9 protein-coding genes are annotated in these 25,511 nt (G+C 43.8%); all 9 read left to right on the top strand.

The window, feature by feature from the left end:
• The first annotated feature begins 236 nt into the window (after positions 1-236).
• Positions 237-875: a hypothetical protein gene (locus PGLA_RS11695; RefSeq protein ID WP_068532825.1), complete on the top strand. Its 639-nt coding sequence runs from the start codon at positions 237-239 to the stop codon at positions 873-875.
• A gap of 103 nt (positions 876-978) precedes the next feature.
• Positions 979-1,473 (top strand): P-loop NTPase family protein, encoded by a 495-nt coding sequence (locus tag PGLA_RS11700; RefSeq protein ID WP_068532830.1) that lies wholly within the window; start codon positions 979-981, stop codon positions 1,471-1,473.
• Positions 1,474-1,695: 222 nt separating this feature from the next.
• Positions 1,696-2,418 carry a purine-nucleoside phosphorylase gene (gene deoD, locus PGLA_RS11705; RefSeq protein ID WP_068532833.1) on the top strand — a complete coding sequence of 241 codons (723 nt, stop codon included), beginning with the start codon at positions 1,696-1,698 and terminating at the stop codon, positions 2,416-2,418.
• Between the two features lie 869 nt (positions 2,419-3,287).
• Positions 3,288-3,671 (top strand): aspartate 1-decarboxylase, encoded by a 384-nt coding sequence (gene panD, locus PGLA_RS11710; protein WP_044877452.1) that lies wholly within the window; start codon positions 3,288-3,290, stop codon positions 3,669-3,671.
• A 27-nt stretch (positions 3,672-3,698) separates the two neighbouring features.
• Positions 3,699-15,764 carry a non-ribosomal peptide synthetase gene (locus PGLA_RS11715; protein ID WP_068532835.1) on the top strand — a complete coding sequence of 4,022 codons (12,066 nt, stop codon included), beginning with the start codon at positions 3,699-3,701 and terminating at the stop codon, positions 15,762-15,764.
• Between the two features lie 33 nt (positions 15,765-15,797).
• Positions 15,798-16,652: a CPBP family intramembrane glutamic endopeptidase gene (locus PGLA_RS11720; protein ID WP_068532838.1), complete on the top strand. Its 855-nt coding sequence runs from the start codon at positions 15,798-15,800 to the stop codon at positions 16,650-16,652.
• Position 16,653: 1 nt separating this feature from the next.
• On the top strand, positions 16,654-17,454 hold the full coding sequence (locus PGLA_RS11725; RefSeq protein WP_084410977.1) for a CPBP family intramembrane glutamic endopeptidase: 801 nt from the start codon (positions 16,654-16,656) through the stop codon (positions 17,452-17,454).
• A complete protein-coding gene (locus PGLA_RS11730) occupies positions 17,451-18,245 on the top strand; it encodes a CPBP family intramembrane glutamic endopeptidase (protein WP_068532841.1) in 795 nt (264 codons plus the stop codon). Before PGLA_RS11725 ends, PGLA_RS11730 begins: the two co-directional genes overlap by 4 nt.
• Positions 18,246-18,266: 21 nt before the next feature.
• On the top strand, positions 18,267-25,511 hold a 7,245-nt coding region (locus PGLA_RS11735), incomplete at its 3' end, for a non-ribosomal peptide synthetase (protein WP_068532844.1).

Here is a 25,511-nt window from a genome sequence, read left to right on the forward strand (position 1 = left end):
ATTAGTTTCAATATTCGTTTGAGGTTAACGGTGAATATGGCAGGACTTTGGAAAAGAGTGGAGAGAACCATTATGAGGGAATTGCAGACTTTTAGAAATATTTACAAATATTCGACTTATATGATGAAAATAAATTCTAATTTTAAAAAATGACAAATTTCGACAGCATATGACCTCGGTTAAAGACTATACTCAACTATGCTCAGCATAATAAATTTATGAAAGGGGGGGGGATTTTGAAATTTATTAGAATTTTGTTACTAATTTCAAGCTCTGTATTAGGAGTCGTTAGTTATTTCTTAATTCTTAACATTATTTTTACGATAGGAGATAGGGAGAGTGTATTTACACAGAGAAACCCCATAGTTACTGTAACATCAATTCTTTTATTATTAATAATTATTGTAAGCTATATTGTACTATTTATTAGGCCGAGTAAAAGAGGAAATGAAAAATTTATAATAATAAATATTGTAGTATATTTCTTTTTTCTAATTAGCACACCATATTTTCAGACACTTAAACTTGAAATTAGTCATTATTTGAAGACACCTTCATCACAAGCTCAACAGGATATCATTAAAAGTTTTGGGTTAGAACTTAAAAAAAATCAACTTCCTTATGAAATTGATTCAAAATTAAGTGAAAAAAGAACACATGAGGAGATTATTAGACATGTGGTTATTCTCAATAAAAATGTAGAGGGGAAAATCAAAAAAAGTGAAATAGATGCAATATTGAGTAAGACGCCTAATATTAATCTTAAGTTACGAATTTATGACAAAAATAAACAAGAATATGTATCTATTATCATAGATGAATATAGAAATATTATATATTGTAATCCAGTCGATTTTTGTGAGAATAATGACTAAATGAAATCTAAAGGGGAAAAACATGGAAAAGGTTACCTTGACGATTAAAATGTAAGCGGATACACTGAATACAAATATATGAAAACTGAAGGTGAGAGATGGTATGGAACAAATAATTCCATTATTTATCGTGACTGGTGCAAGTGGATCAGGTAAATCCTACGTTATCAATGAGTTGAGAAAAATATTGCCAGACTATGATATCTTTGATCCTGATGATATCCGTGAGTTTATTTCAGATGATACTGTAATACAAAACATCTGGCTTCGTGTTGCGAGAAATATTGCTGAAAGTGGTCGCATGACCATAATATGCGGTACAGAGATGCCAGAGGATATTGCAAAGTGTGTGGATTTTTCTTATTTCAAGCACATCTATTACCTGAATTTACATTGTGATGAGGAAACTCGTGAGAAACGATTACGTCAAAGAAACTGGTCAGAAGAAATGATTCAAAACCATAAAGATTTCGCCAAATGGCTGGTCGAAAACGCTGATAAGGCATATATGCCTCACATGCCGATCGTAGACACTTCTAATACCGATGTAAGTGAAATTGCTGCACAAATAAAAGAATGGGTTATTAAATACTCATAGCTTTACTGAGAAAGAAATCTTATGAATTTAGTGATTAGACGGTTTTAAGTCGGAAAGAGACAAATGATAACCTAGAAAAAAGATCAAGCAAACGGAATACGATAGTTACATAAAGACAGCGGTATCTGTTCTGCTTGAAATAAAAAAAATTGTACGTATATTTGAATTCATAGATGGTATAGTAATATAATATTCAAGCAACACACATAGGAGGTATAAATGATGTCAACACCACACAATACAGCACAAAATGGAGAAATCGCGAAAACAGTATTAATGCCAGGAGATCCTTTGCGAGCAAAATATATCGCAGAAACATATTTAGAAAACCCAACGCAATTCAACACGGTACGAAATATGTTTGGATACACCGGAACCTATAAAGGTGTAGAAGTATCAGTAATGGGTTCTGGAATGGGAATGCCAAGTATCGGTATTTATTCTTATGAATTATACAAAAGCTATGGCGTAGAAAATATCATTCGTATTGGTAGTGCGGGAGCATATACAGATAAATTAAATTTGTATGATTTGGTTCTTGCAGATAGTGCATGGAGTGAATCTACATTTGCCTTTGTGCAAAGTGGAGTAGAAGGAAATGTACAACTACCAAGTGAATCATTAAATGAAAAAATGGAAGCAGCTGCTAAGCGCATTAACAAACCACTCATGACTGCAAGAATCCATTCAAGTGATGTATTCTATCATGAAGATAATGTGCCTAACCACAATGATTTCTACAATGAACATGGATGTGTCTGTGTAGAGATGGAAAGTTATGCATTGTTCCATAATGCGAAAGTATTAGGTAAACATGCTGCTTGTATTCTTACAATCTCAGATTCACTAGTAACACATGCTGTAACAACCGCAGAAGAAAGACAATCTTCTTTTAATAACATGATGGAAGTTGCATTAGAAGCGGCGATTTCTATTGCACACTAAAGAATTTGTAGTAGATTAAGATGCATGTTTTGGACGGGTAAAGTAAACTATATATACAACAAAACTTAAAGCCGAGCAGAAATCAGGTGATTACTCCTGATTTCTGCTCGGCTTTTTACACTTAATTGAATTAACCATCTGTTTTATCGACTGACCATAATCACCATGTTTACTGAGGGGATGAGTAAGAAGAGTAGCAGATAAGCCACTAACCTAGTTTGAACCATGTAATAGCCAGTAGAAAAGCTGTGCATTGGCTTATAAGCCAATAAAAAAACAATGAAAGCTTAGTGATAGCTCTCCTTAACTAGTGAAAGCGATAATTCGGCAATTAAAATTAAGCACGGTAATTGCTCTTCTGCTACATCTGGTTCACAAAAAAAATGCTCCTCTTGAACACAAGAATATCCAATTATTAACAGGGTTAAAACATTAAATATAAGTATGAGGAATAAGTAAACAAAAGTATCATTTTTTGGTTATTAATGATAAAGTTGTATTAAAATAGTGTTCTTTGACAAATCAATAGACTCATAGATTGCAACAAAATAATTATCCTTTTACTAGATTAATTACACAAATTCACGAATTACCATCTTTGGTATCGAGACATGTAACATCGTCAGTTTTCCCCCAACAAGTAAGACTACACGTTAATTTATAATCACATACCCTATTACGAACTCAGCATTCGTACTCAATCCACTCGAATAAGTACTATTTAATTCAATCTACTAACCTACTAACTCACATATCTCAGATGATTTCTATTAACTTGGTTTTTTGGTGTCTCCAGTTAAGGCATTGAAGCATTATTTATGCTGTTAAAGATTATCTCTATTTAATATTCCATAAGGGAGCGTGTATTTATGTTTAGAGAAATCCATAAGTCCAAAATCCATCGTGCAGTTGTAACAGAAGCAAATTTAAATTATGTAGGAAGCATTACGATCGATGAAGATATTCTAGATGCGTCTAATATCATTGAGAACGAGAAGGTACAGATCGTTAACATCAATAACGGAGCAAGACTAGAGACATATGTCATTGTTGGACCAAGAGGATCTGGTGTTGTTTGTCTAAATGGAGCAGCTGCTCGGTTGGTACAACCTGGTGATCTGGTGATTATTATCTCGTACGCAATGATGGAAGAGAGCGAAGCAAGGAATTACAAGCCTAATGTAGTTATTATGGATGAAAATAATCGCATCGTAACGGACTCTTATAAAGAGCTGCATTCCACTACGGTTTAATATCTGAGACGAAAGTAGGGGAGCTAAATGAGCTTAGTCCACAATCTCTCGCAAGTACTCCTTGCAAGTCTAAGAAATGGTGCTGGAATAACGTTTTGTGAAGCGGGAAGAGAGCGATTCATGTCGTATGGTCAGCTTCTCGAGACTGCTCAAGTGGTATTAGGCCAACTGCAAGAAAGAGGAATGGGGGTTAAAAGTTATGTTGTACTCCAGACAGAAGACAATGAACGGTTTATTGTTCTGTTCTGGGCCTGTGTATTAGGCGGAATGATCCCAGTTCCGCTTACGGCGGGACGAACGGATGAAGGACGAAGAAAGCTACTCCAAGTAAGTAAGCAGCTTGGTGAACCGTATTTGCTGTGTGAGCCCGACATTTGGGAATCTGTTGTCGCTTATTGTTCGAAGAATGAAGAGGATCATGCAGTAGAGAAGCTCCAGAGCAGAATGATGTATATCGAAGAAGTGATGGAAGCTGGAGTTGGGCTTGGTCGACGGGGTAGCATTTATGATTCAACAGAAGAAGATGTAGCCGTTATACAGTTCACCTCAGGCTCAACAGGAGATCCTAAAGGTGTTGTATTGACGCATGGTAACCTGTTGTCGAATATGCGAGCGATCATGGCTGGGTCACAATCAACAGAAGCAGATTCATCTCTAAGCTGGCTACCGTTAACCCACGATATGGGCTTAATCGGATTTCATCTGACCCCAATTCTAGGGGAAATGAATCAATGGCAAATGCCTACGTCGATGTTCGTGCTTCATCCAATGAAGTGGATGGAACTGACGAATAAACATCGTATTACTTGTTTGTCATCGCCAAACTTCGGATATGTTCATTTTCTCCAGCACTTTAAAGCTGAGTCAGCGCTGCATTGGGATTTATCTTCAGTACGTCTTATCTTCAACGGGGCAGAGCCAATATCAGCGACTCATATTCGGCAATTCATTGTGCACATGAAGCCATATGGGCTTAATGAAAATTGCATTTTCCCCGTATATGGATTAGCCGAAGCTAGCTTGGCTGTGACGTTCCCACATGTGGAGGAAAGGTTAAATACACTTTACTTGAACAGGAAGAGTCTCAATATCGATGACGAGATACAAATCATTTCATCTGAGGATCCAGATTATATCGAAATTGTCGAGCTTGGATTTCCAGTGCTGGATTGTAATGTACGAGTATGCAACGAGAAGGGGAAAGAAATATCAGACAGCAACGTCGGTCTTGTACATATCAAAGGTAGCAATGTGACCAAAGGTTATTTCAATCGACCTGATGTAAACGAAGTAACGATATCTACAGACGGTTGGCTTAATACAGGCGATCTCGGATTTATACGAGATGGCCGTTTATATGTGACGGGTCGTATGAAGGATATTATCTTCGTGAATGGACAAAACGTATATCCACATGATCTTGAGGCACTTGTAAGTGAAGTAAACGGTGCTGAAATCGGAAAAGTGGCCATTTGTGCTGTCCAAGATGATGTATCAAAACAGGATGAAATCGCGGTGTTTATTCAGTATCGCGGTAAGTTGGGTGGATTCATGTCGCTAAGAGATCAAATTCAGAGGCTCTTAAACCGAAGAACTGGATTCCATGTGAAACTTATTGTTCCGGTACGACGCATTCCAAAGACAACCTCTGGTAAAATCCAACGATATGTCCTTGCCGATAGTATGCGTTGCGGTGAGTTTGCCTCTGTTCTCGCAGAGCTGTACTTACTGGAGCAAACACTGGAAATCGTACCTACTGAAGAAATCATTGTTCCTCCTAGCACGGATAGCGAGCGCAAAATATTGTCTATTTGGCAAAAGGTATTAAAGAGGGATCGGATCGGTATTGATAGCCATTTTCTAGAGCATGGGGGCAATTCGTTGCGGGCTACATACGTAGCTGCCCAACTGCAAGAAGCGTTCGGTAAAGACATTTCGCTTGGTGAGCTCTTCCAACATCATACGGTCCGATCACTAGCCACGTTTATTGATAATATGGAGGGAAACGTTCGAAGTAACGCGCTAGGACGTATTGAGAAGGCGGAGTCGAGGGAACGGTATCCAGCTTCATCTGCACAGAGGAGATTATATATTCTCGAAGAGATGAATCCGGGCTTACTTAACTATCACCTGCCACAATCGATTACCATAGCCGGGAAGTTGGATCTGGATAGATTCAAGCAATCTTGGCGATTACTTGTTGGACGGCATGCCGGATTACGCACTTCATTCGTCATGGAAGATGATCGGGTTGTACAGCAAATTGCTAAGGACGTAGAAGTGCCGATTGCATATGCGGACGGTCGCGAATGGTTGGATAGTGGAATACAGAGCAGGATGAAGTCATTTCTTCAACCCTATTCACTAGACAAGGCACCATTGTTCCGGATTGAACTGATCACGCTAGAGGATGAGCGTCATCTTATGTTGTTCGACATGCATCATCTGATTACGGATGGTACGGCGATGGGTATTTTGATTGGAGAATTTGTTGCCTTGTACGAAGGTAAGGAACTTCCTCCATTGCCGGTAGACTACGGCGATATTGTCTTGTGGGAGGAGGCAACCAAACAAGATGAACGCAAGGTTAAACAGCAATTGTACTGGCGACAATTATTCGACAATGGTGTTCCGATGGTTAATATTCCAACGGATTATTTGCGTCCGCTTAGCCCTAGTTATAGGGGAGCTACAGAAAAGGTTGTTTTGGATGCGAAGCTCACAACAGAGCTGGAGCTACTGGCTACTCAAACGTGGAGTACGCTATATGCCGTATTAGTTTCGATTTATTACATATTACTAAGTAAGTATACGGAAGCTGATGACGTCGTCATTGGTACAGCAGCAGCTGGAAGAACACGCTCGGAGATGGACGGTATTGTTGGCTTGTTCGTCAACATGGTGCCGCTTAGACTCCAGGTGGACCACACACTACCATTATCCCAATGTTTGAAAAAAATGAGCGGAGATATGATGGCATCACTAGATAATCAGGAAGTTCCTTATGAAGAGATTGTGGAACTGGCTCAGGCTAAACGGGAATATGGACGCAACCCAATGTTCGATACCGTGTTTACGTTGCAAAATATGGAGCTTCCGGAATTCAGAGCGACGGAAGTAACATTTAAACCAGCGCCTATGGACACGAACACAGCGAAGTTTGATATGAGCTGGGAATGTGTATCGTCAGAAGAGGGCATTCATATTTCCATCGAATATGCGCTTGATTTGTATAGTTCAGAGACGGTACAGCAGTTTGCTCGTCACTACATCGCCTTGGCGAGAGAAGCGGTTCGGTATCCCGATGCGCCTCTGATCGAACTCAATCTGCTGGATACGGATGAACGTTCAATGCTTATGGGCAATAGCCAAGCACAACAAACGCCGTACCCTAGGGATATTCCACTTCATCGGATATTTGAACGGCAAGTTTCACTTGTGCCGGAACATATCGCAGTTGTGTTGGAAGAAGAGTCCATGACATATGCCGAGCTAAATGAGGCGGCGAATGCGCTAGCGAGATGGATGACAAATCGTGGGGTAACCCAACATTCGCGTGTCGCGCTTGTGCTTTCTCGATCTTGTGACATGCCGATTGCGATTCTCGCAGTCTTGAAAACAGGTTCGGCTTATGTACCAATCGATCCCAAGTATCCAGCAGATCGTATTCGATTCATGCTTCAGGATGCTGGTATTTCCACACTTATCGCGGGTGCCTCGACAACCAGTATGTGCCGGGAGCTTTTGCACGATTCCGATATCGATGTCATTGATATGGATGCTAGACGCGGGGAGTGGAGGAAGGAAGACAACCATAACTTGTCTGTTGAATCAACGGCGCAGGATATTGCCTATATTATGTACACCTCTGGCTCTACGGGTATCCCGAAGGGCATTTTGACAACTCATCGCAACGTTTCCCGAGTTGTTGTGGATACAGATTATATTCGTTTAACAGATGAAGATGTCTTGCTGCAGTTGTCTAATTATGCCTTCGATGGTTCGACCTTCGACTTATTTGGAGCTTTGTTGAATGGAGCCAAGCTTGTTCTTGTAAATGAAGAAGATCTGTTAGATGTCGATCAGCTCATAAGGTTGATTAGAAGTAATAATGTTAGTGTGTTTTTTACGACTACGGCACTGTTTAATACGTTGGTCGATCATGGACTGGAAGAGTTATCTAAGCTTCGTCACATTCTGTTCGGTGGTGAACGGGCATCTGCCCCGCATGTTAAGAGAGCGTTATGTGCTCTAGGCCCTGGGGTGCTATTACATGTATATGGACCGACAGAATCAACCGTCTTTGCAACTTGTTATAAGGTTGAAGAGTTGGAACCAGACGGAGTAATCATTCCAATTGGCCAGCCAATTGCACATTCAGAAGCGTATGTCTTGGATGTGAGTGGTAATATGGTTCCTGCACTTGTTCCTGGTGAGCTATGTATTGCAGGTGATGGCGTAGCTTCAGGTTATTTAAATATGCAAGAGATGACTGACTCTAAATTCATTCCGCATCCTTTCAAGGCAGGGGAATTGTTATACAAGACGGGAGATTTGGTCAGACGATTGCCAGATGGAAATTTAGAGTTTATGGATCGAATGGATACGCAGGTGAAGTTGCGCGGATTCCGTATTGAGCTTGGAGAGATCGAGAGTAAGCTGCTAGAGTGCATGGGCATGAGAGAAGCGGTTGTTGTCTTGAAATACCGTGATAGTGATCCGCTGTTATGCGCCTATGTCGTAGCTGGAGAGTCGATATCTATTGAACAGTTGCGTACGGAGCTTGGAGCGAAGCTTCCGATGTTTATGATTCCCTCTGCATTCGTACAGCTAGAGAAGCTTCCACTCACCGCGAATGGGAAATTGAACAAAAATGCGTTGCCTGAGCCGGATTATACCGCACAAGGAGTGGCTGCTGCATATGTCGCGCCGGCGACCCTTACGGAGGAGAAGGTTGCGGGGATCTGGCAACAGGTGTTGAAGGTAGAAGCTGTCGGTGTATGCGATCATTTCTTCGAACATGGCGGGCATTCTCTGAAAGCGGCGACGCTTGTATCTGAAATTTATAAACAATGCCAGGTTCGAATGCCGATCAAGGAGATTTTCCAGCGTCCGACGGTGAGAGAACAAGCAGCATGGATCGACGGAGCGAGTAAAGAGGCATTTGATCCAATCTTACAGGTACCTATGTCATCATCTTATCCATTGAGTCCTTCACAACAGCGAATATTCCTTATTGAAGCCATGGGGGATGTTGGGATAACTTATCATATTCCGCTTGTACTGCGTTTAACGAAGCAAGTTCAGCGCAGTGAGCTTACGTGGGGTATTAGGGAGCTTATCAGCCTGCATGAACCGTTACGAACATCGTTTCGTTTGATTGGCGGCGAGGCATGTCAGATTGTGCATGAACAAGTCCATTTCGAGCTACAGGAAACGGAATGTGAAGAGAATGGGTTAGAAGAGTTGTTTCGAACATTCGTACAACCGCTCGACTTGGCGCAAGCGCCATTGCTCGACGCGCGTCTTGTAAGTTGTGAATCGGGTGAAGCCTACCTATTCTTTAATCTACATCATATTATCGCTGATGGCATATCTATCGGGTTAATCATGGAGCAACTTGTACAACTAGTGGATGGAGAGAACCTAGAGCCACCTCTTGTTCATTACAAGGACTATGCCGTATGGAGAACAAAACAGAACGTGACTGAGCGACTGCTGGAGAGTGATCGTTATTGGCAGTCTCAACTTGCTGCACCGTTACCACTTTTAGATATGCCACTTGATTTCCCTCGTGGAGAACGGCAATCTTTCGGTGGTGAGACAGTGATATTCGACATTCCTGTTCAGCTATCTAATCGCCTCCAAGAGTTGTCCGACACCATTGGCGTTAGTCTAAACAGTGTGCTATTTGCTTCCTACGCGATATTGCTCCAGAACTATACGGGTCAGAGGGATTTGGTCATTGGTGCCCTAACGGCTGGAAGGACCCATCCTGATACGACGAATATGGTCGGGATGTTTAATGGATTCCTACCTATTCGTCTTGAAGTGGAGGAAGTCGAAAGCTTCATTCAGATTGCAAAGGATGCCCATGAACAATTGCTTGCAGCATTCGAGTATCAAGAAACATCCTTTGATCGAATGATCGAAGCGGCACAATTGTCGTATGAACCATCGCGTAATGCGCTGTTTGATACGATGCTGATTTTGCATAACCAGTTCGATGCCAACCCTGAAGTGAAGGGGCGTACATGGGGATTACAACCCGTTCCAATTAGCGGGAATGCTACGTCCAAGCTCGATTTCAAATTAGATATTTATGGTCAGGGCAGCAGCGGTTTGCGTGGAGAATTGGAATTTAACACAAGTCTGTTCCGAAGAGATACGATGGAGCGTCTTGCTCAGCGATTGATGATTCTGCTGGAGCAAGTGATAGATCATCCAGCGGAGAGTTCTTCTTCTATTCGCTTGATCTCGGATATGGAGGAGCAAGTCCTACTTCGGGAATGGAATGATACGACTAATGATTATCCTCAAGGCTACACGATTCATGGAATGTTTGAGACACAGGTAGCGAAGACCCCTGATGCCATTGCGATCCGATCTCGGGAAGGGACGCTTACTTACTGGGAACTGAACGAGCGGGCAAATCGACTCGCTCTGCAACTCCGTAATAAGGGAGTCGAGGCAGATTCGATCATACCGATTGTTGCACAACGTTCCTTTGCAATGATGATTGGCATTATGGGTATTCTGAAGGCTGGAGCCGCTTACTTGCCTATCGACCCTGAATTTCCTGAGGATCGGATTCGCTACATTCTCGAAGATAGTGGGGCCACACTTCTGTGCGCAGAGCGCAGATGGATGGATCGGTTGTCATTCGAAGGAGAAATTGTTGATCTCGAAGGTTTAGAGGAGAGCGTACAACTTCATTCGGAAGTGCTGGAACCGATATCTAGCTCACGGAATTTGGCCTACGTCATTTATACGTCTGGATCTACCGGTAAGCCGAAGGGTGTCATGATTGAACACGAATCGGTCATAAATAGATTGAATTGGATGCAATCTCAATATCCTATAGATTCACAGGATATTATTCTACAGAAGACGCCTATTACGTTCGATGTTTCGGTATGGGAACTATTCTGGTGGAGTTTTGTCGGCGCTTCTGTTTATTTGTTGGATCCACATGGAGAGAAGGAGCCACAGGTGATGATGAACGTTGTGGACGAGGAGTCCGTGACAGTCATGCACTTTGTTCCTTCCATGCTTGGCGTATTTCTTCAATATGCAACGGAATCGGGACGTCATAAGCCACTCGGTGATATGCGTTATGTGTTTACCAGCGGAGAGGCATTGAAGCCTGCACATGTGGAAGGTTTCTATCAAATGATTTCACGTGGAGAGGCGAACACTAGACTCATTAATTTGTACGGACCGACAGAGGCAACTGTGGATGTCAGCGCTTATGATTGTGCCAACTATTCACAAGGGTCAGTCCCAATTGGTGCGCCGATATACAATACACGATTATATATTGTTGATGAGCAGTTGAGTCTTCAGCCTATTGGCATTCCAGGAGAGCTATGTATTGCAGGGGTTGGTCTCGCTAGAGGTTATCTCAATCGTGGTGAGTTGACGTCAGAGAAATTTGTCACCGATCCATTCTTCCCTGGCGAGCGAATGTATCGGACAGGTGATCGTGCACGTTGGTTATCAGATGGTAATATCGAATATTTGGGAAGATTCGACCATCAGGTTAAGATCAGGGGGCTCCGGATTGAATGCGGAGAGATAGAGCATGCTCTACTGCAGCTTGAGACGATCTCCGATGCTATTGTCACAACAGTGAAGGATCGAGTCGGTGAGGTCGCCTTGTGCGCTTACGTAGTAACAACTTATACATTTGATGAGCGTGAACTGAAGAATACACTCAAGCGGTCGCTCCCAGAATATATGGTTCCATCGCTATTTGTTTTCATGAGTGCGCTACCTCTGAGTGCTAGCGGCAAGACTGATCGTAATCGGCTTCCGCAACCGACTTTTACTGATTCTGTTGGCGGGGGAGAGCCGCGAAGTGAAACAGAACGGAGACTAGCAGAGTTATGGAAGCATATCCTTGGCGTTGATCGAGTAAGTGTAGACGACCATTTCTTCGTATTAGGCGGACATTCGCTACGCGCTGCGCAGTTATCCGGAGCGGTGGAACAGCAACTAGAGGTTGCCTTCTCGTTGAAGGATGTGTTCGGGGTTCCAGTATTAGAAGATATGGCGGCGTTCATCGATGCGGCGCCGAGGAAAGCGGTAGTGCATATTCAGAGAGCGAAGCAGCAGGCTACGTATCCATTGTCACTTGCCCAGAACCGAATGTTCGTGCTGCATCATGTGAATCCTTCCGGCACGACATACAATTTGCCACTAGCGCTAAAGATGATAGGTGAGCTAGATATGGAGCGGATGCAACGTGCGCTGCAAGGTCTCATCGACCGGCATGAACCGCTAAGGACGAGCTTCGAATGGAACGATGGTGTGCCTGTTCAACGCATTCATGAAGATGTGACGTTGATAGCAAATGTAACAAGAGTTGAAGATGTGGATAATGCGGATGGAATGCAAGAGTTTATTGAGCCGTTTGACTTACAGCAGGCTCCGCTTCTACGTGCTTCGCTGATAACGAATGGTGAACAAGATCATATGCTATTGCTCGACATGCATCATATCGTATCAGATGGTATTTCCATGTCTGTACTGGCAGGAGACTTCGCTGCGTTGTATGGCGGAGGCACGCTGACTCCGCTTGACATTCAATACAGAGATGTCGCGGTATGGCAACAAGCTTGGATGAGTAGCGATGAAAGATATCGACAGGAGCAGTATTGGCAGGAGACGCTGTCGGGAACGCTACCACTTTTGGATTTGCCAACAGACAGGCCTCGTTCCTCCGAGCAGAGTTTTGCGGGAAGCAAGCTTATCGATACGCTACCTCCTTCCTTGATGGAAGAGGTAGAGTCATTAGCAATCGCTTCAGATATGACACCATACCATGTCATGCTAGCGTGTTTCCACGTTCTACTCTACAAAATGACGGGACAAGAGGATATTATCGTTGGAACGCCGATAGGCGGAAGATTTCATCCGGTCACAGAGCCGCTTGTTGGAATGTTTGTCAACACGGTTGCCATACGTAGCGAGCCATCGGGTGATCTGACCTTCCTCAAGTTCGCAGAAGCGATAAAAGGGAGTGTGCTAGGAGCGATGCACAACGGCATGTTGCCGTTCGAGCATTGTGTGACCGCACTTGATGTGCCGCGCGATCTAAGTCGGAATCCGATCTTCGATGTAATGTTTGTTTTGCAGAACATGGAGACTCCAACAATGGAGGCAGATAAGCTTCAATTGAAGACATGTTCGTTGGAACATGCTGTATCCAAGTTGGATATGACGTTTGAGCTGGCAGAACGCGAAGGCAGAATAGATATCGCCGTAGAGTATGCGACGGCTTTGTTCGACACGGAAAGCATTCGCAGGATGATAAGCTACTATATTCGCATTGTAGAAACGGTTACGCGGGATGAGCATATACCATTGTGTCAAATTAGCTTATTGACAGTAGAAGAAGAAGCGAAGCAAATCACTGATTTCAATGAGACTGCTATAGCTTATCCAAGTCAAAGGACTGTAGAGAGCTATCTGGAAGCACAGGCAGAGTGGATTCCTCATGCAACGGCCGTTGTAGATGAATCAGCGGAAATATCGTATGGAGAGTTGAATGAGCGTGCCAATCGGTTGGCAAGGGCATTGAGAAAACGCGGAGTGAAGTGTGAGGATACGGTTGCCATCATGATGGAACGTTCCATCGAGATGATCATTGCGATCTTCGGCATATTGAAGGCGGGAGCGGCGTATGTGCCAATAGCGCCTCAATTACCAGAGGAGCGCATCCAGTATATGCTTTCTGATTCTGGAGCAACGATCGTACTTACACGGGGCACAGGAATACGTAATTTACCTCTAGGTTCCGAGATATTGGATGTCGCTGTTGTGCTACAGCAAGAGCAGAATGGTTCGGCTTTGGAGAAGATACATCATTCGCGAAATCTGGCCTACGTACTGTATACATCGGGTTCAACGGGACAACCAAAAGGTGTCATGATTGAGCATCATTCTGTCGTTAACCGTATCATGTGGATGCAGAATAACTACGCCTTGGATATGAATGATGTCATTTTGCAGAAAACGCCGATCACATTCGATGTATCAGTTTGGGAGCTGTTCTGGTGGAGCTTTGTTGGAGCTAAGCTGTGCTTACTTGAACCTGGTGGAGAGAAGGATCCTGGCGCAATCGTAAATGCGATCGCCAAACATGCGGTGACGACCATGCATTTCGTACCATCGATGCTTCATCTCTTTATGGACAGTCCCGGCATCGTTGACGCTGGTGAGGATCTTGCGAGCTTGCGAACTGTCTTCGCAAGTGGCGAAGCACTTACAGTCGACCATGTGGAACGATTCAGAAGTAATCTAGGCAAACCATATCATGTCGCGCTCGTCAACCTATATGGTCCGACGGAGGCGACGGTTGATGTATCGTATTACGATTGTATGCGAGAAGGATCTCTGACAAGTGTACCGATTGGGAAGCCAATCGACAACATCTCTTTATATGTGGTGAATGACGCTCTGCGGATACAACCTGTAGGAATAGCTGGAGAGCTGTGTATCTCAGGTGTTGGCTTGGCTCGTGGTTATTGGAGACGGCCTGATTTGACAAATGATAGGTTTGTGAAGAATCCGTTCGTATCAGGTGGCGTTATGTACCGGACAGGCGATTTGGCGAGATGGCTACCGGACGGCAATATCGAGTACTTGGGACGATTGGATCACCAAGTGAAGATAAGAGGGTATCGCATTGAGTGCGGTGAGATCGAACATGCACTCACGAATCATCCTAGCGTGAAGGAAGCCGTTGTGATTAAGCGTGAAGGAAATGCTGGTTCATCCGCATTCCTCTGCGCTTATGTCATAACGGAAGAATCTGTAACCTCGATACAATTGCGTGAGCATTTGGCGACTACATTGCCAGACTACATGATTCCAGCCTTCTATATGGAGCTTCCTCAGATGCCGTTGTCTCCGAATGGCAAAGTAGATCGGAAGGCATTGCCAACACCAGATGGGATGTTGGATACGGGGATAAGTTATGTAGAGGTTTCAGGTGACACGGAGCGAACGATCGCTGTTGTATGGGGAGAGTTACTTGGTCGCTCGGATATCGGTGCGAATCATAATTTCTTCGATGTCGGTGGAGAGTCGTTGCTACTCATCCGCGTTCATCAACGTCTAGACGAGTTATACCCTGGTGTACTGAAGGTGACGGATTTGTTCAACTATCCGACGATTGCATCGCTTGCTGAGTATATCGAATCACATGGTGATAAGCTTCGCCTCTGGCATTGGAGTGGTATTCCGTTGCGGGATGATTGTAGCAATGAAGCATATGCTGCGCAATGGAAGAGCTCGTTCCAGTTAACTCTGGACACAGATTTGGTCCAAGGGCTAGCGAAACTCGCGGAGTCTCAATCGGTTGCTGTAGAATCGGTAACTTTGGCGCTTTACCTGCTGTTCTGGAAGCAGCAAGCGAATTCGAATCTTATTCTATTGCCTGTTGCAACATCTAAAGGACGGATCGCGCCTATTGAGATTGATTTCAGCACAGTGAAGGAGTTCAACGAAATGCTACAAGTAGTTGTTTCGTCGTTGAATGATGCTGAGGTGGAATATGATGTGCAACAGGTGAAGTTAGAGCGCGGAAGTCATGATGGATTTAGTGTGGCGCCGTTGTATGTGGATGGATCAAAGAATAGCATGACTGCCGGACAGGAACTGCTCCAAGTATTTGATATTGTCCTTACGATGGATATTAACAAAGGAACGGCAGTTAAGGGTGTCATAAATGGATTATTGGAATTTAATGCACGCCGTTTGAAGAAGGAGAAAGTCAAGGAATGGGCGCAAGGGTATGTCAAACTGCTAAGAATGGCTGTTCATCAGTTTCAACAGACGGCAAATTCCGGCACGGACGATAACTAGACAAACAAATCTAATAAGCAAAGGAGCACCTATGTGAAAAAGATATTATTAATGATTGGGAATATTGCTCTCTATTTGGGTATCTTCTATGCCGTGCTATTTTTGCTAAGGGCGACCTATCAGTGGGAGGCTACTACTGGCTTTGCGAGATTTCTAGATTATAATCCTGCTATGTTCATGGCAGTGCTCTCTGGTTCAATCTTGTTGCTCTATATGCTGTTATTCCGCTTGAAGAAAAGTATTTGGCCCGGGCAGGGGCAAACCTTGTTTCAGGCGAGTAGGTTTAAACGAATTTCATTCAAAAATACCGTGTTTATGTTTGGGATGGGGTTAGCAGGCTGTCTATTTAGCATCGGGCTTATGGAAATAGACCTTGTAGCACGCAACTTCCCTTCCATTCCAGGTCTTGTGAATGACATGTTGAGAAGTGACTCCATAGTCTTCGTCATACTTGGAGTAGGTCTTCTAGGTCCAATTTACGAGGAGATATTGTTTAGAGGATTAATTTACAATCATTTACGATCCGTTATGCCTATGATCGCTGCGATTATTGTACAAGCTGCAGTCTATGCATATTTTCAACCGAGTCTAAGTTTGTCTGCTATCGGACTTGGATCGGGGATTATATATGCGATATTGTGCATTCGACTGTCCTCCATATGGGCTCCAATTATTTTACAAACTTCAGCGATGAGTCTGATCTTTATTGCTAAGTATGTTGGATTCTATGAAACAGTAGATAAACTAGGCGAAGGTATGCTTTATGTCATAACCATTGTGAGCTTACTCAGTTTACTAGCAGGTACTGTATATGTATGGAGAAATGGCAATGGAGAAACTAGGAACCCTGTACAAGGGAAATCTATTCCGACGAGTGGGGGGTTATAAGTTGAAACAATGGGGTCTAATGTTAGCAAAAGTTGGCGTTATTATCGGCATTTATTTTGCTTGGTTTTTCACGGCACTTTATATATTCAATCATTTCATTTATCAGGATAATGCCTGGTTTCAACAGAATACATTAATCTTTATCGTCTTTAATGATATTGTGAGTTTCCCGCTTATGTACCTCGCACTGAAATATATTTTTAAAGTGAATATATTTCAAGCTGCACGGTATCGGAAGATGGGAGGGAGAGCGCTTGTGCTTTCCCTAGTTGTTGGCTTAGGAGCAGGGTTATTTACGGTTGCATTCGCACAATGGCCAGGAATTCAATCCGAATTGGTTCAATTCAATACGCTTTTTGATTACCTTTATCGAGTTGAGTGGTATGTGTTTCTACTGTTCCTTCTTCTTGGAAACATATATAAGGAAACGTTATTCAGAGGGGTACTCCTTAATGCGTTTAGAGGCGTCCTTCCATTAGTTATTTCCATTATTCTTCAAGGTATTTTGTACGGCGTATTATTTTTTACCGGTGATATCCCACTATCGATTTATGGGTTTCTAGGAGCTGTTATTTTTGCTCTGATCTATGTCTGGTTCGATTCCATATGGGCGCCAATAGCCGCTCAAGTGGCTTGCCAAGGCATACAGTATATCCTGTGGCATTGGGGTCCTAAGACGGATAATCTTCCTGTTTTAATAACTGGAATGGTCATATCACTCGTAATCATTGTCATCGGAATGTTCTTATCCAAGCGGGCGGTTCGTAATACATCAACAAATCAAGGGGCGATTAATCTGTGAGAACAGTATTGATATTCGCTAAATCTCTGTTATATCTCATCATTTATGCAGGAATCGTCATGGTTATGAATCAAGCGATATATAACTGGATAACACAGCCGGAGCTAAAAACTTGGTTTAACAACAATCCAGCGAGCATTTTTATTATCGCAAATCTCATTGTTCTCGCACTCTATGTACCTCTACAACGCTTGCAACGTATTTCTTTTGCCGATCTGGGTTTTGTCCCTCCGAAATCGTTGATGGTTAGCGCTGGAGCGGGCCTTTCACTGGGTCTGTTTATTGCATCATTCTCAGGGATCTCATGGATCAAGGACAATTATCCTGAAATATCCAATCTAGTAACATTCATTATTGATGGAGGGCACTTTCTGGTTATTTTGTTTGGCAGCATCCTACTAGGCTCTTTATTGGAAGAATGGCTCTTCCGTGGTTTGTTGCTACATTTGTTCCGCGAGCGATTCTCCACGCTATTGTCGGTATTGCTACAAGCTGTGTTTTTTGGGGCTGTTTTTATGAACATAACCGTAGGTCTCTTTGCGGCACTAGGAGCAGTTATTTATGGTGTGATTCGTGTCTCGACAGGGTCGCTATGGTCATCATTAATTACACATATGATCAGTACGACCTCCCTGTATGTTGTATCGCTATTCATAAAAGAATGGTCTTCAGGTACGGTGGTTGCACTTACCATTATTAGCGGATTGGCGCTACTAGCGCATATCTTTGTTCTGTTATTTCGTTCTCGCCGACTGCCACAGAATAAGCAAGCAGCAGGTAGCTTCAAATAGAGTAGGAAGGGAGTGTGAGGCATGTTTCAACTTGATCTGCTGGAGGAGAAATCGGATATACTCAAATCGGATGTATTCGATGATGAAATTATAGAAACATCATTAAACGAAATAGCAATTGTAGGTATTTCCGCAAAGTTGCCTCAGGCTCAGACTCATAACGAATTTTGGGACGTGTTGCTTAGTGGTATCGATTGTGTAGGTGAATTTCCGGAGTCTCGTCGACGTGAACTTGAACCGTATTTACACAAGCTTGGAGCAATGTACAACCATGTTTCTATATTTGATGGAGCATATCTGGACGATATTTCGTCATTTGATTATTCATTCTTTCGATTATCTCCCAAAGAAGCTTCTTTGATGAGTCCCAACCAGAGGTTGTTTCTACAGACGGCATGTAACGCACTTGAGGATGGTGGATATGGGGGAGAGGCGCTTCAAGGTACGCGTACGGGTGTTTTTATCGGTCATAATGCAGATGCGTTACATGATTACAAAAGGGTGATCGAGGCGGTTAACCCAGATGCACTCTCTCTAGCAGCTCCAGGAAATTTAAGCTCAATGATAGCAAGCCGGATCTCATATTTACTCAATCTAAGAGGACCAGCAATTAGTGTAGATACAGCATGTTCTTCGTCGCTCGTGGCAGTTCATCTGGCTTGTCAGTCTATTCGTAGTGGAGAATGTGACATGGCATTAGCTGGTAGCGTAAAGATCAATCTGTTACCGCTTGATATCGGTATTCGGTTAGGTATTGAATCAAGTGATAATCGTGCCAAACCGTTTGATGATTCCTCGAACGGAACAGGTATCGGAGACGGTGTTGTAGCCATGTTACTTAAACCACTGTCCACAGCGCTTCAAGATGGAGATCACATCTACGCTGTCATTAAAGGCAGTGCTACCAATCAAGACGGAAGTTCAGTTGGTATCACTGCTCCGAATGCGTTGGCACAAGAAGATGTGATTGTTCGTGCTTGGGAAGCTGCGGGAATTGATCCTGAGACGGTGACTTATATGGAAGCGCACGGTACGGGGACTACGCTAGGAGATCCGATTGAGGTTGACGGTATAACACGTGCATTCAGCCGATTTACGGATAAAATGCAGTTCTGTGCAATCGGTTCTGTTAAAAGTAATATCGGTCACCTAGATCATGCGGCAGGTATCGTCGGTCTACTAAAGGGAGTACTCTCGCTCTATAATAAGCAACTTCCGCCGACGTTGCATTTTCGATTACCGAATCGCAAAATTTCATTTGTTGATTCTCCCCTCTATGTGAATAACGAGTTGACGCCATGGAGCGATGAAGACGGGGCGAGACGTTGTGGGGTTAGCGCATTTGGTATGAGTGGTACCAATTGTCATGTCGTACTGGAGGAAGCTCCTCCAATAATTAATGAGATTAGTAATTATGAAGCAGAGAATGATATGAGTATTCTCTGCTTATCTGGGCATAGCAAGAGAGCACTGAAACAGATCGTTCAGAATTATCGGGAATGGATTTCTGCCCGTGATATGGATAGTTGGAGCATGGAAGATCTTTGTTTCACTGCCGCCACGGGACGTGGTCATTACAAGTATAGACTTGCTATCGTTGCAACTGATCAGGTTGAGCTTAGACGAATTCTTAATTCGCTGGACATCGAACGGATTGGGGACATAAATACGCAGGATGTGTATTATGGGCTGTCGGCTTCGTCGGACACTGTCATAAGTGACGAAGTGCTTGTGCAGGAGCTTCTGGATCACGAAGCGAGCGGTAAACGAAGAGATTGCGGGAAACTAAACCAAATAGCTGAGCGTTATGTTGCCGGCGTTAGAATTAATTGGGTACGGATGTACAGTAGAGGGTATCGAAAGCGTATTCCTATCCCCGTATATCCTTTCGACCGTCATTCCTGCTGGGTTGAAGAGGCAAGTGTTAAGTCGAATGTTTCCCCACTATCCATGATTCAAGACTTGTGGACACGCAATGAGGTTCCAGCGGACCTGAGAATCGAAATGGAAGAAACATTTGCTAACTGGCGTGGTAGGCTTCAGCAGCAGGATCAAGGAGATAAGGGGCAAGGAAAAGTCGTATTACTACTCGGTGAATGCGGCAATATGGAAGTGGGACAAAGCGTAGCAGAGGTATGGGGAGAGATGCTCGGATACAACGAGCTTCATACCGAGGCCAATTTCTATGAGCTTGGCGGAGATTCTATCATCGCTCTCAAAATTATGAATAGGCTGAGTGAACGATTGAGTGTTCGGCTTGAAATCGTTGATCTGCTCGCTAACCCTGTACTGGGAACGTTTGTTGATGCAGTTGCTGAACGTAGATTGAAATCTGTGCAGGAAGTGGAGGATGAAGCAATCATCATATTGCCGATTCCATCCGGCGAACATTATGCCATATCTTCTCCACAGCAACGAATGTATCTTCAGCAGTTGGCAACACCTGGCGACCGAAGCTACAATTTGCCGGAACTCCTCCACATTGATGGCGTTATTGATGCATCTAAGCTGGAATCTTCCATTCAGACTCTCATTCAACGCCATGAGATGTTGAGAACATCGTTTGCAGTTGTTGAGGGAGAAATTCGGCAGTTTGTTCATGAACATGTATCCTTTACATTAAATAGGTTGCAGGTGAACGAAGAAGAGCTGCCGTTGGTGTTGCAAGACATGTTTGTTCCCTTTGATCTAAGTAAAGCTCCACTACTTTATGCGACATTACTCACGATTAATCCAGACCAGCATGTATTGTTGTTGGATCTTCATCATATTGCTTCTGATGGGATGTCGGCAGGCATATTACTCAGTGAGCTTATAAGTCTTTACCGTGGAGGTTTATTAGAACCTCTTAAGCTACAATACCGCGATTATGCTGCTTGGCAGCAACAACTGCCGCAATCGAAGCGTTTGGAGCGGCAGCGTCAGTACTGGATCAATCAATGTGAGGGCGAATGGCCTGTTCTTCAGTTGCCAACGGACTTTCCTCGCCCTCCTGTGAAGAGCAGTCGTGGCGAAACCTTTGATCTTTATGTGGATGCTGGGTTGACCGCAAGCATTCGAGAATTGGCAAAAGGGACGGAAAGCACACTGTTTATGGTATTGCTTTCTGCATACTACACACTGCTTGCGAAATATACAGGTGGAGAAGATTTTGCTGTCGGTACACCCATTTCCGGACGCGTAAATCGTGAAGTAGAGTCAGTTGTTGGTATGTTCGTAGGTACACTTGTGTTGCGCGGCTATCCACAAGCTAATAAAACGTTCCTACAGTTGTTGTCTGAGGTGAAAGCAACAGCGGTTAACGCATATGAGAATGCAGATTTCCCATTTGAAGAGCTAGTCCAACGGGTCGACAGACGTGATGCCAGTCGAAATCCACTGTTTGATACGATGTTTATTATGCAAAATTTAAATACGCCAGATTTCTCCGCAGAAGGTCTGACCTATAAGCATGAACGTTTCCCCCATGGAACGGCTAAATACGATGTAATGATTCAAGCAGTCGAAGGAAAAGAAGGGATACGTTTAGTTGTCGAGTATTGTACCGATTTATTCCGTCCTGAGACTGTGCAGACATTTATGCGGCATTATATATCCTTATTAAAGCATGTAACAAGCAATCCGGGACATACATTAGCGGACTGCGAAATGTTATCTGTGCAAGATTATGACCAGCTTCTATCTGATTTCGGAAGTCGTGATACACAGTTCGATCCACCGCGTAGGTTTCATGAATCTTTCGAGGAGCAGGCGTGCTGGGTGCCGGAGAGTTGTGCGATTTCGCACCGTGGAGAGTCGATCACATACAGAGAACTCAATGAACGAACGAATCGATTGGCTCGGAGGCTTCAACAGAGCGGCGTCGGTACTCATACCATTGTAGGTGTCATGGCAGAAAGATCGATACCTATGCTGGTAGGTATGATCGCTATTATGAAAGCTGGCGGCGCTTATTTACCCATTGATCCGAATTTCCCTCAAGAACGAATTAATTATTTATTGTCTGACAGTGAAACGAAGTTGCTTCTAACAGATCAAATAGATGCTGTGGAAATCGAATCTTCAATAGAATTGATCGCACTTGATGGCGATTATGTATATGAGGGTGATGGAAGTAATCTGGAGCTGACAGGTTCTGTTGAAGATCCAATGTATGTTATTTATACTTCTGGATCTACAGGCGAGCCAAAGGGTGTGGTTGTTTCCCATCGGAGCTTATTCAATTTCGGTCATTCGCTCAAGCGGTTTTTTGGTGAGAGGTTTGATGAACGCGATCGATGCTTGAGTCTGACGAACATTTCGTTTGATGTGAGTGTATGCGAGTTGTTTATGCCACTTATGTTTGGTGCAAGTGTCATCCTCTATCCTGAGCCTAAACTGATTGACCCAAGGCAACTTGCTTCTGTAATCGCTTCGGAGGGGGTGACCTTTGCCTACATACCTCCGACGTTACTTAAAGATGTCGCGCGCGCATTGGAGCAATCGAACACTAAACCTCAGCTTAACAAAATGCTCGTTGGGGTTGAACCTATCAAGGATGAGACACTGGAGTTATTCGTAAGCTTGAACCCAAATATATGTATAGTGAACGGTTATGGACCTACAGAAGCAACGATTTGTTCCAACATGTATGTGTATGAGCATGGAACGCCATCTGGAAAGACTGTGCCTATTGGAGGACCGATGCATGGCGTCGAAATTTATATATTAGGCTTCGGAGACAGACTCGCCCCAATAGGGGTAACGGGTGAGCTATGTATCGCCGGTAGCGGCCTAGCACTAGGTTACTATAATAAGCCTGAGTTGACTGCAAGCCGTTTTGTCCAGCATCCAATGCTGGATGGTAAGCTGTTGTATCGTACTGGCGACCTGGCGAAATGGCTTCCGGACGGCAATGCGATGTATTTAGGCAGGTTGGATCACCAGATTAAGATTAGAGGCATTCGTGTTGAGTTGGGTGAAATACAGATACACTTGTTACGGCATGAAGCGATAGAGGAAGCTTTTGTTATCGCTACTGAAGATAATGAGGGTGACAAGAGTATTTGCGCTTATATCGTTGTGAATCGTGAAATCGAAAAGGTTGAAATTAAAAACAGCTTGAAGAGCAAGTTGCCTGATTACATGATCCCGTCCCATTTGATAACGATTGATGCGATACCGCTCACACCAAATGGTAAGGTAGATCGGAAGGCTCTGCCTGAGCCTTCCCTCCAGTTGCAGGAAGTAAGAGATATCGTACTGCCACGTACAACATTGGAAGCGGATGTAGTTGAGGTTTGGCAAGATGTATTAGGCTTCGGTGATTTTAGTATTTATGACGACTTTTTTGAGCTTGGTGGTCATTCACTTAAAGCTGCCGTGCTGGCAGGCCGCATTCATGCGAAGATTGGCATCGAGGTGCCCCTCGGTATCTTGTTCCAGGCACCCACTGTTGCGTTGATGGCAGCATGGATTTCAGACGAGGTAAGTCGCAATGATGGTCAGTTCACACCAACATATGAGCGAATTCAGCGACAACCAGATCGGGTAAATTATCCGATGTCACGGGCGCAAAGAAGATTATATTTGTTGGGATTATTATCAGTAGAGGATACAGCATATAATTTGTCATTTGTCTTGCATATGCGTGGGAGGCTGGACGTTGCCAAGCTTGAGGAGGCATTTGTTGCAGTCATCACGAGACATGAAATTTTGAGGACAACCTTTCATTATGAGGGGATTGAGTTTAACCAGCGTATACACGCTAATGTTATGTTCGATCTTGATATCATCGAATTGAGTGAAGATGAGAAATCTAACATGTTATCCGATGCAACAATAGTGACAACCAAGGCTTTTATCGATGAACTGATGTTGAAGTTTATACAACCATTCAACTTGGAAACAGGGCCCTTACTTCGTGTAGGCCTGGTTTCGTTGGACCAGGATAGTCACTTACTATTGTTAGATATGCATCATATTGTGTCTGACGGTGTATCCATTGGCGTGCTGGTGAAGGAGTTGACTGACCTCTACGGCGGTAACAGTCCCTTGGATCTTCCTATACAGTACAGAGATTATTCAGTATGGCAAGAACAGAGACTGCAAGGTGCAAGCTATGCAGGGCACGAGGAACATTGGTTGCAGACGTTCGAGGGAGAGTTACCTGTACTGGAGTTACCAACGGACAAGACACGTCCGTCGGTTCAAAGCTATGAAGGACGAACTATTAGTTTTACTTTGAATGCAGAAGTGGCACAAGGCGCTCGTCGATTGGCCAGTGAGAATAACACAACGCTTTATACGGTTCTGTTATGTGCTTACGCGATATTGCTAGGCAGATACAGCGGCCAAGAGGACATGATTATCGGTACGCCTGTAGCTGGTCGGAGCCATGTTGATGTGGAAGGCTTAATTGGAATGTTCGTGAATACAGTAGCCGTTCGAACTCGACCAGAAGATGCGCAGACGTTGGGTGAGTTCGTAAATCTGCTTCATCATGAAGTATTACTTGCGCTGGAGCATCAGGAATATCCGTTTGAGGAACTGGTAGAGCGTTTGGCCATTGAGAAGGACCAAAGTCGTAATCCGCTCTTCGATACGATGTTTATTTTGCAAAATATGGATCAGTCGGTACTGAAAGCGGGAGAATTAACGTTCGTGCAGTTACAGTTCGATCCAGGAGTAAGTAAATTCGATCTGACCATGATTGCAGCAGAAAGTGGAAACGAAATCGTGTTTACTCTGGAATATGCAACGAGCTTGTTCCATGAAGAGACGATACAGCGATTAGCGCGTCATTATCGTGCAATTGTAAGTGAGATGACCGTTAGCGACGGATCCACACGAAGATTAGGCGAGCTAGTTATTATGGATGACGAAGAAAAGGCTCAGTTATTAACCGTGTTCAATCGAAGCGCGAGTGAAGTAGGGACGGAAGGCTTCGTACCTGCTGATGAACATGCACAATGGGTAAGCATTTTAACTGAGATTGAGCAACAAGCGGAGCGAACGCCGGATGCAGCAGCGATTCAGTTCGGTACGGAGCAAATGACGTATCGTGAACTGAACGAACGGGCGAACAGCCTTGCACATACGCTTCGCAGTCGTGGGGTTGGGCCCGAACGTATCGTTGCGTTGATGGCTGATCGTTCACCACAGTTGCTTGTAGCTATCCTCGGCATACTGAAGTCTGGTGGAGCGTATGTCGCGATTGATCCGTCCTATCCAGCAGAGCGTATAAGTTGGATGCTAGAGGATTGTGGCGAGCAGCTATTGTTGACG

Origin of the sequence: Paenibacillus glacialis (assembly GCF_001637205.1) — a bacterium.
Classification (GTDB): Bacteria; Bacillota; Bacilli; order Paenibacillales; family Paenibacillaceae; genus Paenibacillus_AQ; species Paenibacillus_AQ glacialis.

Excerpts from the sequence above, each read along its gene's own strand:
- PGLA_RS11700 (WP_068532830.1), top strand. The coding sequence starts at position 979 with ATGGAACAAATAATTCCATTATTTATCGTGACTGGTGCAAGTGGATCA.
- deoD (WP_068532833.1), top strand. The coding sequence starts at position 1,696 with ATGTCAACACCACACAATACAGCACAAAATGGAGAAATCGCGAAAACA.
- panD (WP_044877452.1), top strand. The coding sequence starts at position 3,288 with ATGTTTAGAGAAATCCATAAGTCCAAAATCCATCGTGCAGTTGTAACA.
- PGLA_RS11715 (WP_068532835.1), top strand. The coding sequence starts at position 3,699 with ATGAGCTTAGTCCACAATCTCTCGCAAGTACTCCTTGCAAGTCTAAGA.